The organism is Pseudomonas sp. SST3 (assembly GCF_003325755.1).
This window is the reverse complement of the sequence record NZ_QORI02000003.1, coordinates 197,214-212,623: the sequence shown is the minus strand read 5'-3', so window position 1 is coordinate 212,623 and position 15,410 is coordinate 197,214. Positions and strand designations below refer to the sequence as shown.

Here is a 15,410-nt window from a genome sequence, read left to right as displayed (position 1 = left end):
AAAGCAAGTTCCGTAACTAGAACGCCCCGCCCAAGGGCTAACCGAAATAATGGAACTCGAAAATATCGCCCCGGTCACCTTATATGTGCGCACCGAAAATTACACAGTTCGCGGTCCACCGCAGTTGCTGTGTTCCTACGGACCGTGGTCTTCCGGCCAAGCCATATATAAGGTGAATCAAATGACTACACCCGACGAAGAAATCACTGGTTACGGTGGCCAACCCAAGACCGGCCCCAACTCAACTTCTACTGCCTCGACGTCCACATCCGGCCAGTCAACGTCCGGTTCGACGGCCGGGCACGCCACCGAAGACGCCAAAGCCAAGGCCCGCCAGGCAGCCGATCAGGTGAAAGCCCAAGGCCGGAGCCACCTCGAAGGCTATCGCGATACGGCCGCTGACGAGCTCGAGAAGGTCGCGCAGAGCGCGAAGGCAGCTGCTCAGGAGCTCGAAGGGCAAGATCGCCTTGGTCTGTCCAGCTATGTCTCCACCATGGCACAAAGCATGGTACGGCTGTCCGATGACCTTCGCGGCAAGAACGTAGACGAGCTGTTCCAGGACATGAATCGAATGGCGCGAGACAACCCGGGCCTGTTCATTGCCGGCAGCGTCGCGCTGGGATTCGGGCTGACCCGCTTCGCCCGTGCATCCAGCCAGCGCGCTGCAACGGGCGATTACGGCCGCCATGGGCATTCCAGCAGTCAGTATGGCTCATCTCATGACGAGTATTACTCCGAGCAGGACGAGCTTAACGATCGCCTGGATACAGGCGAGCCCGGAACCATCGGCAGCGTCAGCAACGCCGGCTCCTCAGCGACAAGTACCTCTCGCACTACGAGTTCGACTGTCGGAACGGGCACAGCTGTCGGTAGCGGACTGGGTACTGGATCGGGAACCGGTGTTGGGACCGGCCTGGGTAGCAACACCGCAGGCGCTGGCACCGGAGCGGGCAGCAGCGCAGGCTTGGGCTCCACTTCGAGCACTGGCCTGGGTTCCACTTCCAGCCGAGACGGCAAAGGCACTGACGGAGGGCTTTTTCCATGAGTGAAGCACGTAAGACTACGACGACCACGACCACGATCAATACACCGGAACCCGGCATGCGTACCGAGACCGATAGCTCTGTAGGCGGCCTGCTGCGGCAGCTTACCCATGAAGTGCCCTCTCTGGTGACCAAGGAACTGGCCTTGGCAAAAGCGGAACTGAGCGAGTCCATCCGTGCCACCAAGGCCGGCGCCGCGAGCGTCGCTACGGGTGGGGCCGTCTTGCTCGGCGGATTCATCGTCCTGCTGATGTCCGCTGTCTACGGCCTGAGCAACGTCATGGAGCCCTGGCTCGCCGCGCTGATCGTTGGTGGTGTGGTGGTGGTGATCGGTTTGATCATGGTTTCCGCCGGCAAGAAGAAGTTCGAGGCGTCTTCCTTCAAGCCCGAGCGCACCATCCATTCGGTCAACAAGGATAAAGAAGCCGTCAGGGGGCACACATCATGAGCACACGTAATCAGATAGATGCCGAAGCACAGAAGGATCCCGCCGAGTTGGAGCGGGAGATCGATCAACAGCGAGCCGAGATCGGCAACATCGTTCACGCGCTAGAAAACAAGCTGTCCCCAGGCGAACTCATCGATACCGCGCTGGGCTACGTAAAAGGCGGCGGCGGCGAGTTCTTCTCCAACCTGAGCAATACGGTCAAGGCCAACCCGGTGCCGACAGTACTGACCTCAATCGGTCTGCTCTGGATGATGGCGGGGCAAAATCGCCAGCCGCATTCGAACGTGACCACTACCGGCTATGGCGCTGGGTCGACCGGCCCCTCTATGGGAGAAAAGCTCTCCGCCAAGACCGCCGGCCTCAAGCACCAGGGCGCTGGCATGAAAGACAAGGCCAGCCATATGAGCCACAGCGTTTCCGAGTCGCTCGGCAACGCCCGTACTCGGGCCAGCGATTCCAGGCGCCAGGCATCTGAACGGCTGCGCGGCGGTGCTGACCGAGCTCGTGGCGGCTTCAACCATCTGCTTCAGGAGCAGCCCTTGGCACTCGGTGCCATCGGTATCGCCTTGGGTGCGTTGCTTGCTGCTTCGGTGCCACCAACACGGCGCGAGGACGAAGCCTTGGGTGAAGCACGCGATCGCATGAAAGACCGCCTGCGCCACAAGGCCGAGGAGGGCTATCAGAAAGCGTCCGCCAAGGGTGAGGAAATGGCCGCTCAGGTCAAGCAGCAGCATGCCAATAGCGGCGAGGCCACTCGTTCGACGACGGGCACCACGAGCACGGCCGGCACAACCGGCTCCACGTCCGCCGGGTTGTAATACGCTGTATGAGGTCGCTTCGGCTCTGACCGAATGTGGCATGTCTTTCGCTGGCGCGGGCTTGAGTCCGTGCCGGCGAAATCTCATAATGCGCCGCTTGCCGCCGGTGTAGCTCAGTAGGTAGAGCAGCGCATTCGTAATGCGAAGGTCGGGGGTTCGACTCCTCTCACCGGCACCAATGCAAACAGAAAGGCCCGCTTCGTTGCGGGCCTTTCTGTTTGCTTCGCGTTATCTGATCAATTCGCGGGTACGGCTGCAGCTTTTTTGTTTTGACGGGCAGGGGATTCGCCCCGGGCTGGTGCCTGATCGTAGAGCTCGACCATATGATCGAGGTTCGTACGCACGCGGTTCTTCATGGCTTCGACCACCGCTCGCAGTTCGGCTCGCTGGGTGTCGCCGAAAGCATTGAGCAGGTTGGAGCCGATTTGGCTGATCTGCGAAACCTCGGCGAACCCGCAGGACTGTTTGGGCACCCAGGTTTCGAGGAAGCTCGATAGTTTCACCACACGCTGCGGTAGCAGCGCTATCTGCGGTACGGCGTATGCCAATGCGGTGATCGCGCCATGCAGACTGGTGCCGCAGTAAAGCTTACTGGTTGCGATGCATCGGATGATGTCGTCGATCTTTCCGCTGTCGACGCGGTAGGCGCGCTCATCGCCCAGTAGACTGTGCAGCTTGTCCAGCGGCCCGTCGTCCGAATGTCCGGGGGCCTTGCCAATCGTCAGCAGGGCGATTTTCAGGCCTGTGGTGACGTTTAGCTCGGTCAATTGCTGAGCGATGGCTTCGATGCGCCGCTTGGCGTGATGGTCAGAGATATGGAAAACGATATGGCCGGGCTCGCCTGGGTTGACCTGCTGCGGAAAAATATCCGAGATCAGGATCGCGCTGTCGGGCACTAGGTTGTGTTTGACACCGAGCTTGTCCAGTTCGGCGGAGGTCTCACGATCGCGTACCGATACATAGGTGCAATCGTTCAGGTTGCGCTTGATCGCTTCGTGGATCAGCGGCTTCTTCCGGCTGATTTCGTTGCCCCCGACACTGTTGTACATCACCTTGTAGCCCGGCAGGTCGCGCTCACCCAGTACCAGCGGGATATCTGACGGAATAGAGGTGAATAGCCGGCTCAGGCGGATGAAAGCCTTATGACCGATCAAGTAAGGGCTCGCCTTGATCGGGTAGTAGATGGCTTGTGGGGCGAGGTAGCCAATGATGCTTTCCCATTGCGCCGTCAGGCACTCGCCGCCTGCGACGATGAGCATGGTCTTCGGTTGTTGGCGCGTCGCATCCAGCGCTTTTTTTAGCGGGATGGTCGGTAGCGCCCCGTAGCTGGACAGATCGGATTTCTTGGTGGCCGCGACCAGCACGTTGAAGCGGCCATCGGCCTCCAGGTAGCGCTTGAGGACGATTGCGAAGAGCAGGTCGCCATAGTTGTGCCGGTCATAGGCTCCGTAAGCGATTACGTTTACCCGGTCAGTCATGGCGTCGGACTCCTTTCGATTTGTTTGAACTGGATGTAGAGCAGCGCGTTCTTCAATGTCAGCGCCACGGCGGTGGCGAAGCAGGCGCCATTGACGCCATAGCGCGGGATAAGGACGAGGTTGAGCGCCACGTTGATTACACAGGCCGCGATGTTGTTATGCAGGTAGCGGCGGTGATTGCCGGTCATGGTCATAAAGATGCCCAGCGGTCCGGCAGCGAGTACGAAGAAATAGCCAACGGCGAGTACCAGCAGGGGATAGACGCCTTGCGCCCGGTACTCGGGCCCAAATACGGCCAGGATATATTCACGCAGCAGGCCTATGGCGAGCAGGATCACCAGCGCGAGCGCCAGCATGAAGCGAGAGTATCTTCTGACGATGGCGAAGGCGCCCGCACGGTCATGCTGGGCCCAGCGTTTGGAAATGTCGGGGGCGATGGTGCCGTTGATGATGAACAGCAGAGTCGTCGAGAGGGCGGCGATTTTGGCCGCGATGTAGTAGATGCTCACTTCGCCAGCCGAACGCAGCACGCCGAGCAGTAGCGTATCGGACAGTTCGATGATGCTGTTCATCACCGCGATGAGCATCAGCGGTACGCACAAGATGAGCATCTCGCGCCAGCCAAGCGTGTGCGATGAGTCTGAAACCGGCAGGCTCGTATTGGCGCGCCATATCGAGCCGAAAATGGCCAGCGCGTAGCTGACTGCAAAGGCGCCGGCCACGGTGGTCAGATCGTTGCCGGTCACTGATACCAGCAGCAGCGTCAGGGAGGGCTGAAACGCCGTCTGCCAGAACAGTCCCTCGCTGGTTTTATGCTTGGCTTTCAATGTTTCGCTGGCGATGCTCAACAGTGACAGGCCAAGGGCGGTGATGCCGAACAGGACGGCGGCATGGACGAAATGCGCCTGGGTGGTTTTCGAGAAATACACCACGACCAGGCCGATAAGAAAGGCCGGAACGTTCATCAGCGCGGCGAGACCCAGCGCACGGTGGAAATAGCGGCGTTGCTGGCCGTCGCTCAAAGAGGAAATGTTCTTCAGGCACGCAATGTCCAAGCCTAGCCGTGCCACCAGGGACAGGAAAATGCCCAGAGCGACGCAGAAGAACACCGTGCCCGCGAGCTCGGGCACCAGCAGGCGCGCCAGCAGAATATTCAGGCCAAGCGTCGCGGCAGCCCCACTGCCTTTGGTGAGGATGAGCCTGGCGTATCTGAGGAGGTCGGCTTTCATTCTTGGCTGTGGGGCATCCGTTGCGTATCCCATTTCTTTTGCTCCTGCGGCCAAAAAAAGCGGCGTAAGCCATGTCTGGCATTCCATGCGGCACGTGCCGGGACGAGATGGCTCCTTTGAGCTAACCCCATCGCATGCTCCGGTCGTTACGCTGCGTGGTTGCGACTGCCGTCAGCGATGCGCCGAACTGGACTCCATCAAGAGCGCTCAAGCGGAGGAAAGTTCCTTTAATGGAAACGCTGGCCACATGGTTTCCGCCCCTTTCCGCCCCTTTCCGCCCCTTTCCGCCTCGGAGATGAGCCGATCAAGGCCGCCCGCAGACCCGATCCAGGCGCATGCCGGCTGGCGGTGGTACGAACGACGACCGGGGCTGCGACCGGCGAACTCTTCCAGAGGAGGACCGTCCCATTTTCAAGGGCTTCGGCTTCAGTTTTCGGGGGATAACGTAATGGCATTGCTGGAGACGCGGGGCATTGGCAGTTTCGACTTGTTGAAACGCACCTTGAAGGAGTTCAGCAATGACGACATGGCGACCTATGCTTCGGCGTTGGCCTATCGAGCGATCTTTTCGCTGTTTCCCTTTCTGCTGTTTCTGATCGCCATGTTGGGCATGCTCGATCTGCAGGACTTCTTCGCCTGGCTTCGCCAGCAGGTGTCGTTGGTCTTGCCGCCTGATGCGCTGGATCTGGTCAATCCGGTGATCGATCAGATGCAGGAGCAGAAGAGCGGCCTGCTATCGGTGGGTATTCTCATTGCGCTGTGGTCCGCCTCGGTCGGTGTTCGCTCGCTGATGAACGCCATGAACAAGGCCTACGATGTGAAAGAAGGTCGTCCGACCTGGAAGCTCATGTTATTGGCGGTTCTCTATACGATCGGTCTCGCACTGATCCTGCTCGCGGTGGCGGGCTTGATGGTGACCGGGCCGCAAGTGATGGAATGGCTTGCCGCGCAGGTGGGGTTGAAGGAGATCGTAGTGACGCTATGGACCTGGCTGCGTTGGCCCGTAGTCGTGATCCTGATGATGCTGATGGTGGCCTTGCTGTATTACGTCACACCGGATGTGGAACAGGAGTTTCGCTTCATCACGCCCGGCTCGGTGCTGGCAGTTATCGTCTGGATTGCCGCATCGGTGGGCTTCGGCATCTACGTGCAGAACTTCGGAAATTATGACGCTACCTACGGCAGTATCGGGGCGGTCATCGTGCTGCTGCTCTATTTCTATATCTCCGCTGCGGTACTGCTATTCGGCGCGGAGATGAATGCGGTCATCGAGCATGCGTCGCCCAATGGCAAGGGTGAGGGCGACAAGCGTGTGGAGGGTTGATGCCAGTCGAGCTTCGGTTGTCGCCAAGCCGAATGCACCGGCGAACAACCGCCTGGGTCGGTGGTCCATTGATTTCATTGCAGAATCTTTCGGGGCGAGGCCCGGCTATGACTCGGCCGGGTCTGGCTGATACAACCCTTGCCAGCATTCGTCCTCCGAAGGCTCTGCATCGAGACCTCACGGAGACGCTCCATCTTGCATATCGCCGACATGACCATGTTTTACGCACCTGCCAGCGGTGGGGTGCGGACTTACCTCGAGGCCAAACACCGCCGGTTGCAGCTGTACTCGGGCGTTCGCCACAGCATTCTGGTGCCGGGCGACAGCTATAGCCATCACGCCGGCATCTACCAGATTCCCGCACCTGCACTGCCGTTCGGCAAGGGCTACCGGTTCCCGGTTCGACGCGCGCCCTGGCGCAACCAGCTGCGCGCTCTGCGCCCCGACGTGATCGAGGTGGGTGACCCCTACATGACGGCTTGGGCAGCGCTGGATGCGGGACGTCGTCTCGACGCCCCGGTGATCGGCTTTTATCACTCCGATCTGCCGTTGTTGGTCAGCAACCGTATAGGCGGCTGGCTTGGTACCAACATGAACGGGTATGTCTCGCGCCTGTATGGCAGCTTCGACCGGGTCCTGGCGCCTAGCCGGATAATGGCCGAAAAGCTGCAGGAACTGGGCGTTCGCAACGTCTACGTGCAGCCATTAGGGGTCGATCTGGAGACTTTCCGTCCGGATAGGCGCGATCCTGAGATACGCCGGGAGTTGGGGGTCGAGGACGACACGCGGCTCATGGTCTTCGCCGGGCGTGGTTCTAGAGAGAAGAACATCGACGTGCTGTTGGAAACTGCCCGACTGCTCGATAAGCCGTATCACTTGCTGCTGGTAGGTTCGGGGATGCCCCACCGGGTGCCGATCAACGTGTCGGTAATCGATCGTTTCTGTCCTGCACCCGAAGTGGCGCGTTACATGGCCAGCTGTGATGTGCTGTTGCACGCCGGTAATCAGGAAACCTTCGGTTTGGTCGCGCTGGAGGCCATGGCGAGTGGAATTCCGGTGATTGCGGCACGAGCCGGCGCACTGCCCGAGCTGGTGCCGTTCCATACCGGGCGCCTGTGCCGTCCGCTGGATGCCCGGGCGATGGCACAGACCGTACGCGAGCTGTTCGAAGACGACCCAAGCGTGCTGGGCGCTCAGGCGCGTCAGCATGTCGAAGCGCATCACGCCTGGGATGCGGTGGTGGCGGGGCTGCTTGCCCATTATCACGCTGTGCTGGGTACTGCCGACCTGCCGGTCGCCGTGCATGGCTGAGCGGAGCCTGATGCTGGTGCTGCACGACGTGGCGCCGGAAACCTGGCCCGACTATCGGCCTTTTGTCCAGGCGGTAGACGCGCTGGGCGATATACCGATTTCCTGGCTGGTGGTACCGGATTTCCACCGGCGCAATCGACTCGAAGACCATCCCGAATTCTGCACCATGCTGGACAGCCGACTGGCACGCGGCGATGAGCTCGTGTTGCACGGCTGTCATCACGCTGACGAAGCACCGACGCCGCGTTCGCCACGAGCCTGGTTCATGCGTCGCATCTTCACCCATGAGGGTGAGTTCTACCCGCTGGATGAGGCTGAATCCACACGCCGCCTGCAGCAAGGCATCGAGTTGTTCGCTCGGCTGCAATGGCCCCTGCATGGGTTCGTGGCGCCAGCCTGGTTGCTGGGGCCGGGCGCGCGGAGAGCATTGGCTAAAACCGGACTGACCTATACCAGCGACCCCCAGCATCTGTACCTGCTACCCGACTACACGGCCATCGACGCCCCTGGACTGGTCTGGAGCGCACGCAGCGCCTGGCGTCGCGGGGTGTCTCGGTTGCTCAGCGAGCAGATGCTCACTCGTCATCGGCAAGCATCGGTGCTGCGCCTGGGTCTGCATCCGGTCGATATGCGTCACGACTTCTCCCGTCATTATTGGCTGGATCTGTTGACGCGCCTGCTGCGGGACGGGCGGCATCCGGTGACCAAGATCGATTGGCTAAATCGTCATGGGCTGACCTCGAGCGCCACGGCATGAGCGGCCGCTGGTGGTTGCTGTTTGGCGCGCTGCTGGTCGCGGCATTGGTCCCGTTGCTGCTGGGCGGGAGCGGACTCTTCGAGCGGTTGGTGAGTTTTCCGCTCTGGCTGCTGCTCGGCATGCTCAGCATGATCGTGCTCGGCTGGTACCTGAACGCGTGGCGTCTGCGCCTGCTGGTAGGCAGGCGCCGGTTGCGACAAGGCCGCGCGCTGGGTGTCGTCATCGCCACCGAGTTTGCGATCTGCGCCACACCGGGCGGCGCCGGCGGGCCGCTGACGATGATGGCGCTGTTGCTACGTCAGGACGTACCGCCAGCCAAGGGTACCGCGACCTTTGCCGTCGAGCAGCTGGCCGATCTGCTGTTCTTCGCTTGCGCGCTGGTCGGCGTGCTGATTTACGCGGTGACTCACTCGCTGAATGCCTATATCGCCAGTTTGCTGGGATTCAGCGCGGCGTTGCTGATCGGTCTGATGGTGCTGTTGGCGTTGCTTGGGCGCTTCCACCGGCAGGTATTTCTGCTCAACGGCTGGCTGGTCGGCCGGTTGGGTATGAAGTCCGCGCGCAAGCGTTATTGGGCTCGCAAGGTGCTGAGCTTCCGCAACGCCCTGCTGGAATGCTTCCGGCTGCCGCGGGCGATCCTCTTGGGAGTATTCATCCTGACCACGCTGCACTGGTTGCTGCGTTACAGCGTGCTGTATCTCACCGTGCAGGGGCTGGGCAGTCAGCTCGCCTGGGCCTGGACGTTCATCGTTCAATTGCTGGCCCTGACCGCCGGGCAATTGAGCTTGCTGCCTGGCGGTGCCGGCAGCGCAGAACTGGCATCGGCGGCCTTGCTCACACCGTTGGTGGGTAAATCCACTGCCGCGGCCGCCATCCTCATTTGGCGCTTCGTGACCTATTACTTCTACCTGATCGCTGGTGCGCCGCTGTTTTTGCATCTGGCTGGCAGGCCACTACTCAATCGTTTGGTAAAAGCGCGTAACGGCTGATCCGCAGGTGCTCCGCAAGGTCCTGCGCCGGTACCGTTGCTCGGAAAAGCGAAACTATCCAACGACCGGCCCGGTCCATTGCAGGTAACCCACGAAGCAAGAGGAACATGCCATGAGCAGTACTGAAGACAAGATGAAAGGCAACCTCAATGAAGCTGCTGGCAAGGCGAAGCAGGGTCTCGGTGAGGCAACCGACAACGAGCGCATGAAGAACGAAGGCCAGCGCCAGGAAGTCAAGGGCGACGCGCAGCAAGTGAAGGGTGAAGCCAAGGACACCCTGAAAAAAGGTATCGATCGTACCTGACGCACAGGCTCCATGAAAATGCCCGCATCGGCGGGCATTTTTCATATCAGTAGCGGACTAGCGCTCCAGATACTGCAACTTGTCCTTCACGCCATCCCATTCCTCGGCATCCGGCAGTGCGTCCTTTTTCTCGGTGATATTCGGCCAGACTTCCGCCAGATCCGCGTTCAGCTCGATGTACTCCTGTTGCTCGTCAGGCACTTCGTCCTCGGAGAAGATCGCCTGGGCAGGGCACTCCGGCTCGCAGAGTGCGCAGTCGATGCACTCGTCGGGGTGGATGACCAGAAAATTCGGGCCTTCGTAGAAGCAGTCCACCGGGCAGACTTCCACGCAGTCGGTGTATTTGCACTTGATGCAGTTGTCGGTGACGACGAAGGTCATTTCTAGCTATCTCCTCGGGCGTGTCAGGTGACGTTGCAATGACGCCCCTGTTCGGCAGTTATAGCAGCACCAGGCAATGCCGCGTATATCCAAAAAATGCGCGCGATTCTAGCAGCTTTTTGTTAGCCGTCAGACGCGTGTTTTCAAGTTGTATAGCAGCTCCAGCGCTTGGCGCGGCGTCATATCATCCGGATTGATCCGCCCCAATTCCTCGATTACCGGGTGTGGCAGGGTCGCGAACAGATCGTTCTGCATTGGCGGCGTGGGCTGGCCAGCGGTTATTTTCGGCGTTTCATGAGGCAAGCTGGTAGTTTCCAGCCGCGACAGATGGTCGCGTGCGCGCTGAATCACCTGCCCGGGCACGCCGGCCAACTGTGCCACGGCCAGGCCATAACTCTGGCTGGCCGGGCCCGGCAGGACGTGGTGCAAGAAGACGATGCGCTCGTTGTGCTCGGTGGCCGACAGGTGCACGTTGGCGACCACCGGCTGGCTTTCCGGCAGCACCGTCAGTTCGAAATAGTGCGTCGCGAAGAGCGTGAAGGCGCGCAGATGGGCCAGGTGCTCGGCCGCCGCCCAGGCCAGCGACAGCCCGTCGAAGGTGCTGGTGCCGCGGCCAACTTCGTCCATCAGCACCAGGCTGCGGTCGCTGGCGTTGTGCAGGATGTTGGCGGTCTCACTCATCTCCACCATGAAGGTCGAGCGACCACCGGCCAGGTCATCCGAGGAGCCGATACGGGTGAATATGCGATCGACCAAAGACAACTCACACGCCTTTGCCGGGACGAAGCTGCCGATCTGCGCCAGCAGTACGATCAGGGCGGTCTGGCGCATGTAGGTGGATTTACCGCCCATGTTCGGGCCAGTGATAACCAGCATGCGAGTATCGTCGTCCAGCCCGAGGTCGTTGGCAACGAAGGGCGTTTGCAACACCTGCTCGACCACCGGGTGGCGGCCTTGCTCGATCTGCATGCAGGGGTGTTCGACGAAGCGTGGGCGGTTCAGGTCTAGCGTCAGCGCGCGTTCGGCCAGATTGCTCAGCACGTCGAGCTCGGCCAATGCCGCCGCGCTTTCCTGCAGCGGTGCCAGGTGCCCAATGAGCCGCTCGAGCAATTCTTCGTAGAGCTGCTTTTCACGCGCCAAGGCCCGGCTTTTGGCCGACAGCGCCTTGTCTTCGAACTCTTTCAGTTCTGGGGTGATGAAGCGCTCCGCACCCTTGAGCGTCTGGCGGCGGATGTAGTCCGCCGGCGCGGATTCGGCCTGCTTGCTCGGCAGCTCAATAAAGTAGCCATGCACGCGGTTGTAGCCGACCTTGAGGTTGGCCAGGCCTGTGCGGGCTTTTTCGCGGGTCTCCAGGTCCATCAAGTACTGGCCGGCGTTTTCAGACAGCGATTGCAGTTCGTCTAGCTGAGCGTCATAGCCAGTTTTCAGCACGCCGCCTTCGCGGATCACCGCCGGCGGATTGTCGATGATGGCCTTGGCCAGCAACGCAGCGAGCTCGGGATAGGTGCGGATGGTATTTGCCAGCTCGATCAGATGCGGCGCCACCAGTTCCTGCATACCGTCTTGTAGTTGGGGTAGGGCGGCGAGCGCATCACGCAGTCGTGCCAGGTCGCGTGGGCGGGCGTTGCGCAGACCGATCCGAGCGAGGATGCGTTCGAGGTCACCGATCTCCTTGAGTTGCGGCTGGATCTGCTCGAAGCGGTAATGCTCGAGCAGGCAGGTTATCGAGTCCTGACGGGCTTCGAGCACGCCGCGGTCGCGCAACGGGCGGTTCAGCCAGCGGCTGAGCAGGCGGCTGCCCATGGCGGTTTGGCAGCGATCCACGACCGATTGCAGGGTGTTGTCGCGGCCGCCGCCGAGGTTGATATCCAGTTCGAGGTTGCGTCGGGTCGCACCGTCGAGGATCACGGTGTCATCGAGGCGCTCATGGCGCAGGCTGCGTAGATGGTGCAGCGCAGTGCGTTGGGTTTCCTTGGCATAAGTCAGCAGGCAACCGGCGGCGCCAATGGCTAGGGTCAGTTTTTCGCAACCGAAACCCTTCAGATCCTGGGTGCCGAACTGTTGGCAGAGGCCCTTGAATGCGCTGTCGCGATCGAAATCCCAGGGCGCGCGACGCCGTACGCCACGACGCTTCTCAAGCGGGAGGTTGGCGGGCCAGTCGTCCGGAATCATCAGTTCGGCGGGGTTCAAGCGTTCCACCTCGGCCAGCAGGGTTTCCCAGCCGCCAAATTCCTGCACGCTGAAACGGCCACTGGTGATGTCAAGCACCGATAGGCCGAACAGCTTTTCATCGCCCACCACAGCGGCCAGCAGGTTGTCGCGATGCTCGTCGAGCAGGGCTTCGTCACTGACCGTGCCGGGCGTGATGATGCGCACCACCTGGCGCTCCACTGGGCCTTTGCTAGTCGCCGGATCGCCGATCTGCTCGCAGATGACCACCGACTCGCCGAGCTTGACCAGCCGACTGAGATAGCCTTCAGCGGAGTGGAACGGAATCCCGGCCATGGGGATCGCATTGCCACCGGATTGGCCGCGGGCGGTCAGGGTGATGTCCAGCAGCTTCGCGGCTTTCTTGGCGTCTTCGTAGAACAGCTCGTAGAAATCGCCCATGCGGTAGAACATCAGTTGGTCAGGATGCTCGCGCTTGAGCTTCCAGTACTGTTGCATCATCGGGGTATGTTTCGATAAATCTGAAATATCTAGGCTCATCAGTAACTTAGGGCTATGCGATTGTTTCGGTGGGGCGGAGAGCCGGAGCGTGGCATCGTCTATCCGGTGCGGCTCGGTGAAGCAGAATCGCCGGACGAGTAACGGATCCTGCTAAAGCCGGCAAGGTTAACACGCGGCAGCAGTGCTCAGCAGGCGGGCGCGCTTGGTGGACGGGCCGGCTTTCTCGCGACAAGGCAGTCGGCCGACTGGGGAGGCGCCGTGACAATGATCTGGCCGGACCGGCGCAACCGGGGACATGACCGTCGACGCTGACGCTCCGGTACTCCGGCGATAGGACGGGCTGAAGTAGCCGGCAGGCTGGTGTAGGGTATCCGCTGTCTTTCTATAACCGGATCATTCAATGGTGCTCACCGATCTCGCATCGCAACTGGGCGATGCCTTGCAACGGCAAGGCGCCCTGGTCTCCACTGCCGAGTCCTGCACCGGCGGCGGGATCGCCGAGGCCATTACTCGCATTGCCGGCAGTTCGGCCTGGTTCGAGGCGGGTTTCGTAACCTATTCCAATGCGCAAAAAACTCATCTGTTGGATGTGCCGGCTGAGCTCTTCAGCCAGGTTGGTGCCGTCAGTCGCGAAGTGGTCGAAGCAATGGTACGTGGCGCGCAGCGGGCCAGTGGGGCGCGTTATGGTGTGGCAGTCAGCGGCATTGCCGGGCCGGGTGGCGGATCGCCAGATAAGCCGGTTGGTACCGTATGGTTGGCCTGGGCGGTCGATGAGCAGATCGTTACCCAGCGGTTCCAATTCGATGGCGACCGACAGGCCGTACGCGAGCAGAGCGTGGAGGCGGCGCTCGTCGGATTGATCCGGCTCGTAGCGGGAGAAAATCCAATTCAGGGCTAGGCGCTTCATTTTGCCTATGCTCTAATACTGTCTACTTATACAGTTGTTGTTGTGGCCTCTGGCCCTCTTGATCAAGTGAGGATTGTAATGGACGAGAACAAGAAGCGCGCCTTGACTGCCGCCTTGGGCCAGATCGAAAAGCAGTTCGGTAAAGGCGCGGTCATGCGCATGGGCGATCACGATCGCCAAGCGATTCCCTCCATCTCCACCGGCTCGCTGGGCTTGGATATCGCGTTGGGCATCGGTGGTTTGCCAAAAGGCCGGATCGTCGAGATCTATGGTCCTGAGTCCTCAGGTAAGACCACACTGACACTGTCGGTTATTGCAGAAGCACAGAAGATGGGCGCCACCTGCGCCTTCGTCGATGCTGAGCATGCGCTGGATCCCGATTACGCGGGCAAGCTCGGCGTCAACGTTGACGACCTGCTGGTTTCACAGCCCGATACAGGCGAGCAGGCATTGGAAATCACCGACATGCTGGTGCGTTCCAATGCGGTCGACGTGATCATCGTCGACTCTGTGGCCGCGCTGGTGCCCAAGGCCGAAATCGAAGGCGAAATGGGTGATACCCATGTGGGCTTGCAGGATGCAGTATCGCGTATTGCAGCGTAGTTTTGGTTCACTTAGGAAGTCTTCCTTCCCTCCCAGGGATACTCCCTAAGCTAATCAGTAGTATTCGATTAATTCCTAATTTGAGTGGTCGGTGAGAATGGATCAGGCAAAAAACAAAGCGTTGGAAATGGCTCTTTCTCAGATAGAGAAACAGTTTGGCAAGGGCGCAATAATGCGGCTCGGCTCAGACCGGACAATGGATATCGATGTTGTTTCGACAGGTTCCCTTGGTCTCGACATCGCTTTGGGCGTGGGCGGTCTGCCGCGTGGTCGTATTGTCGAGATCTACGGGCCTGAGTCCTCTGGTAAAACTACCCTCACTCTTTCGGTTATTGCCGAAGCTCAGCGTCAAGGTTTGACCTGTGCATTCGTGGATGCCGAACATGCTCTTGATCCAATCTACGCAGCCAAACTCGGTGTAAACATTGATGACCTCCTGTGCTCGCAGCCAGATACCGGTGAACAGGCTCTTGAGATCGTAGACATCTTGACTCGTTCGGGTGCGGTTAACGTAATTGTTGTCGATTCCGTTGCTGCGCTTGTTCCAAAGGCAGAGATCGAAGGGGAGATCGGCGATTCCCATGTTGGCCTTGCCGCGCGAATGATGTCTCAGGCAATGCGGAAGATTACTGGTAACCTGAAAAACTCCAACACCATGTGTATCTTCATCAACCAGATCCGTATGAAGATCGGCGTGATGTTCGGCAGCCCGGAAACCACCACCGGTGGTAACGCGCTGAAGTTCTACGCCTCGGTTCGTCTGGACATCCGCCGTACCGGCGCGGTGAAGGAAGGCGACGAAGTGGTCGGCAGCGAGACCCGCGTCAAAGTTGTCAAGAACAAAGTAGCTGCTCCATTCAGGCAAGCAGAGTTCCAGATTCTATACGGCCATGGCATCAGCAAGGCGGGTGAGATCGTTGATCTAGCTGTTGCAAACAACTTCGTTGAAAAGGCTGGCGCCTGGTACTCCTTCGAGGGTAATAAGATCGGCCAAGGTAAAGCTAATACCATGAAGTGGCTTATGGAAAACAAGGCTACCATGGACAAGCTGGAAGGCATGATTCGCGACAAGCTGATGTCGAAGCCACAGCCTGAAACATCTGCCAACCTATCCGCTCTAGAAGAGCCGGCTGACGACTAATATCTGC

Annotated in this window: 14 protein-coding genes, 1 tRNA gene and 1 pseudogene; 12 read left to right on the top strand and 4 right to left on the bottom strand. The window is 60.0% G+C overall.

Annotation, left to right across the window (positions count from 1 at the left end):
* Positions 1-181 precede the first annotated feature (181 nt).
* The 4 genes from DQ405_RS04660 to DQ405_RS04645 all read left to right on the top strand — a co-directional run bounded on the left by DQ405_RS04660 (position 182) and on the right by DQ405_RS04645 (position 2,487).
* A complete protein-coding gene (locus tag DQ405_RS04660) occupies positions 182-1,045 on the top strand; it encodes a hypothetical protein (protein ID WP_168423126.1) in 864 nt (287 codons plus the stop codon).
* Positions 1,042-1,491 (top strand): phage holin family protein, encoded by a 450-nt coding sequence (locus DQ405_RS04655; protein WP_446730861.1) that lies wholly within the window; start codon positions 1,042-1,044, stop codon positions 1,489-1,491. Before DQ405_RS04660 ends, DQ405_RS04655 begins: the two co-directional genes overlap by 4 nt.
* Entirely contained in the window at positions 1,488-2,309 is an 822-nt protein-coding gene (locus DQ405_RS04650; protein WP_168423125.1) for a DUF3618 domain-containing protein, read from the top strand. The genes DQ405_RS04655 and DQ405_RS04650 overlap by 4 nt, the downstream gene beginning before the upstream one ends.
* Positions 2,310-2,411: 102 nt before the next feature.
* Positions 2,412-2,487, top strand: a tRNA-Thr gene (locus DQ405_RS04645).
* 58 nt (positions 2,488-2,545) lie between these two features.
* Here the strand turns inward: DQ405_RS04645 and DQ405_RS04640 are convergent.
* Positions 2,546-3,787 carry a polysaccharide pyruvyl transferase family protein gene (locus tag DQ405_RS04640; RefSeq protein WP_168423124.1) on the bottom strand — a complete coding sequence of 414 codons (1,242 nt, stop codon included), beginning with the start codon at positions 3,785-3,787 and terminating at the stop codon, positions 2,546-2,548.
* On the bottom strand, positions 3,784-5,016 hold the full coding sequence (locus DQ405_RS04635; RefSeq protein WP_241729817.1) for an oligosaccharide flippase family protein: 1,233 nt from the start codon (positions 5,014-5,016) through the stop codon (positions 3,784-3,786). The genes DQ405_RS04640 and DQ405_RS04635 overlap by 4 nt, the downstream gene beginning before the upstream one ends.
* Before the next feature lie 448 nt (positions 5,017-5,464).
* Here DQ405_RS04635 and DQ405_RS04630 point away from each other — a divergent pair, with 448 nt between their 5' ends.
* The 5 genes from DQ405_RS04630 (at position 5,465) to DQ405_RS04610 (ending at position 9,701) form a co-directional block, all read left to right on the top strand.
* Positions 5,465-6,340 (top strand): YihY/virulence factor BrkB family protein, encoded by an 876-nt coding sequence (locus DQ405_RS04630; protein ID WP_168423122.1) that lies wholly within the window; start codon positions 5,465-5,467, stop codon positions 6,338-6,340.
* A gap of 195 nt (positions 6,341-6,535) precedes the next feature.
* Positions 6,536-7,651 carry a glycosyltransferase family 4 protein gene (locus DQ405_RS04625; protein ID WP_168423121.1) on the top strand — a complete coding sequence of 372 codons (1,116 nt, stop codon included), beginning with the start codon at positions 6,536-6,538 and terminating at the stop codon, positions 7,649-7,651.
* Positions 7,644-8,408 carry a DUF2334 domain-containing protein gene (locus tag DQ405_RS04620; protein WP_168423120.1) on the top strand — a complete coding sequence of 255 codons (765 nt, stop codon included), beginning with the start codon at positions 7,644-7,646 and terminating at the stop codon, positions 8,406-8,408. The genes DQ405_RS04625 and DQ405_RS04620 overlap by 8 nt, the downstream gene beginning before the upstream one ends.
* Positions 8,405-9,397 (top strand): lysylphosphatidylglycerol synthase transmembrane domain-containing protein, encoded by a 993-nt coding sequence (locus DQ405_RS04615; protein WP_168423119.1) that lies wholly within the window; start codon positions 8,405-8,407, stop codon positions 9,395-9,397. The genes DQ405_RS04620 and DQ405_RS04615 overlap by 4 nt, the downstream gene beginning before the upstream one ends.
* A gap of 112 nt (positions 9,398-9,509) precedes the next feature.
* Entirely contained in the window at positions 9,510-9,701 is a 192-nt protein-coding gene (locus tag DQ405_RS04610; protein WP_168423118.1) for a CsbD family protein, read from the top strand.
* Positions 9,702-9,758: 57 nt separating this feature from the next.
* Here DQ405_RS04610 and fdxA read toward each other — a convergent pair whose 3' ends face one another.
* Complete coding sequence (fdxA, locus tag DQ405_RS04605; RefSeq protein ID WP_168423117.1) at positions 9,759-10,082, bottom strand: ferredoxin FdxA; 324 nt, start codon at positions 10,080-10,082, stop codon at positions 9,759-9,761.
* Between the two features lie 129 nt (positions 10,083-10,211).
* A complete protein-coding gene (mutS, locus tag DQ405_RS04600) occupies positions 10,212-12,779 on the bottom strand; it encodes a DNA mismatch repair protein MutS (RefSeq protein WP_168423208.1) in 2,568 nt (855 codons plus the stop codon).
* 373 nt (positions 12,780-13,152) lie between these two features.
* On the opposite strand from mutS, the gene DQ405_RS04595 reads away from it, so the two are divergent.
* From DQ405_RS04595 to recA, 3 genes and pseudogenes are all read left to right on the top strand, one after another.
* On the top strand, positions 13,153-13,650 hold the full coding sequence (locus DQ405_RS04595; RefSeq protein ID WP_168423116.1) for a CinA family protein: 498 nt from the start codon (positions 13,153-13,155) through the stop codon (positions 13,648-13,650).
* Positions 13,651-13,737: 87 nt separating this feature from the next.
* A pseudogene (locus DQ405_RS04590) lies at positions 13,738-14,235 on the top strand (ATPase domain-containing protein); the annotation flags it as partial.
* A 124-nt stretch (positions 14,236-14,359) separates the two neighbouring features.
* Positions 14,360-15,403: a recombinase RecA gene (gene recA, locus DQ405_RS04585; protein WP_046622304.1), complete on the top strand. Its 1,044-nt coding sequence runs from the start codon at positions 14,360-14,362 to the stop codon at positions 15,401-15,403.
* Positions 15,404-15,410: the final 7 nt, after the last annotated feature.

Coding starts and splice junctions, on each gene's coding strand:
- DQ405_RS04620 (WP_168423120.1), top strand. CDS start 7,644: ATGGCTGAGCGGAGCCTGATGCTGGTGCTGCACGACGTGGCGCCGGAA.
- DQ405_RS04595 (WP_168423116.1), top strand. CDS start 13,153: ATGGTGCTCACCGATCTCGCATCGCAACTGGGCGATGCCTTGCAACGG.
- recA (WP_046622304.1), top strand. CDS start 14,360: ATGGATCAGGCAAAAAACAAAGCGTTGGAAATGGCTCTTTCTCAGATA.
- DQ405_RS04635 (WP_241729817.1), bottom strand. CDS start 5,016: ATGAAAGCCGACCTCCTCAGATACGCCAGGCTCATCCTCACCAAAGGC.
- fdxA (WP_168423117.1), bottom strand. CDS start 10,082: ATGACCTTCGTCGTCACCGACAACTGCATCAAGTGCAAATACACCGAC.
- DQ405_RS04640 (WP_168423124.1), bottom strand. CDS start 3,787: ATGACTGACCGGGTAAACGTAATCGCTTACGGAGCCTATGACCGGCAC.
- DQ405_RS04610 (WP_168423118.1), top strand. CDS start 9,510: ATGAGCAGTACTGAAGACAAGATGAAAGGCAACCTCAATGAAGCTGCT.
- DQ405_RS04655 (WP_446730861.1), top strand. CDS start 1,042: ATGAGTGAAGCACGTAAGACTACGACGACCACGACCACGATCAATACA.
- DQ405_RS04650 (WP_168423125.1), top strand. CDS start 1,488: ATGAGCACACGTAATCAGATAGATGCCGAAGCACAGAAGGATCCCGCC.
- DQ405_RS04615 (WP_168423119.1), top strand. CDS start 8,405: ATGAGCGGCCGCTGGTGGTTGCTGTTTGGCGCGCTGCTGGTCGCGGCA.
- DQ405_RS04630 (WP_168423122.1), top strand. CDS start 5,465: ATGGCATTGCTGGAGACGCGGGGCATTGGCAGTTTCGACTTGTTGAAA.
- DQ405_RS04660 (WP_168423126.1), top strand. CDS start 182: ATGACTACACCCGACGAAGAAATCACTGGTTACGGTGGCCAACCCAAG.